Here is a 1,050-nt window from a genome sequence, read left to right as displayed (position 1 = left end):
CCCTTCCTTTCGTACCGTTCGATACGAAACGGCCGGGCATTGCGCCTCTTGGCGTTTGGCATGCTGCTGGGTCGCCGCCGTAAGCAATCGGGACGATTCGGCGGGTTGTTTTTGCAGATGTTCCGGCATGTGGGGACGGGGACCGGTGCGCGTGCCGATAACCAGCGGTTTTGCTTTTATCGGCGCATGCCCGGGGTATTCCACGGTCAACTCATCGATCGAAGCGGGATCGTACGTGACGTCCACGGTACAACCCATCAACGCGATGCCCACTTCATACTTTTGACCCATAAAACTGATGCAGCCCGCCTTATCCACTTTCCGCTCTTCGCAGTGCAGGAATGCGTTGGCGACCAGATCGGCATCCAGGTATTTTATCGGTTTCGCGTCGCTGCGAAAGGCAGTCTCCGGACTTGTGTTTCCCGGCAAGGCAGAATGCGGCTTATGTTGATAACATTCCTCCAACCACACGCCAAACAGTCCGTTGAGCTTGTCCAGGGTTTGCGGTTTTTCTAAGGCGGCTTCGCTCAGAAAGGAGTCCACTACCCGATTAAAACGTTCGACCTTGCCCGTGGCCTCGGGGGAGTACGGCTTGGCGAAAAGCAGGCGAATCCCCATTTTCGCGCAGGCGCGGCCCATCCACTTGGTTCGATACTGCTTCCCGTTGTCAAAAAACACCGCGTCAGGCACGCCGTATTTCTGAATCGCCTGGCGAAAGCAGTCCTCGATGATCACTTGATCCAGCGTCGGATAAAACTGGCCATGTAACACAAACCGGGTGGCATCATCGATGAAGGTGACCAAATAGACTTGCTTTTTGGCGCCATCCGGGCCAATCGGCAAGTAGGGACCGAATTTAATATCGGAATGCCAAAGCTGATTCCGGTATTTTTGCTGAAACCGCCGGGCAGCGACGCCGGAATTCGAATACATTTTCATATGCCGGGTGCTGTACCCGCGTTCGGCCAGTTTTTCTTGCAGCGTGCTTCGCTTGATTTGCCCCGGTTGGGCCAGCCCTTCCCATTCGAGGATCTGGATGATCTGGGCGAT

The 1,050-nt window shown here is 55.3% G+C and carries 1 protein-coding gene; it reads right to left on the bottom strand.

Annotated features, from left to right (window positions below):
* The coding region (locus tag EDD73_RS14735; RefSeq protein ID WP_131921201.1) for a DDE-type integrase/transposase/recombinase at positions 1 to 1,050 on the bottom strand (1,050 nt) is incomplete at both ends.

The sequence above is a fragment of the Heliophilum fasciatum genome, assembly GCF_004341395.1.
In the GTDB taxonomy this organism is placed as follows: Bacteria; Bacillota; Desulfitobacteriia; order Heliobacteriales; family Heliobacteriaceae; genus Heliophilum; species Heliophilum fasciatum.
The sequence above is the reverse complement of the archived record's forward strand: the minus strand, read 5'-3'. Positions and strand labels throughout refer to the sequence as shown.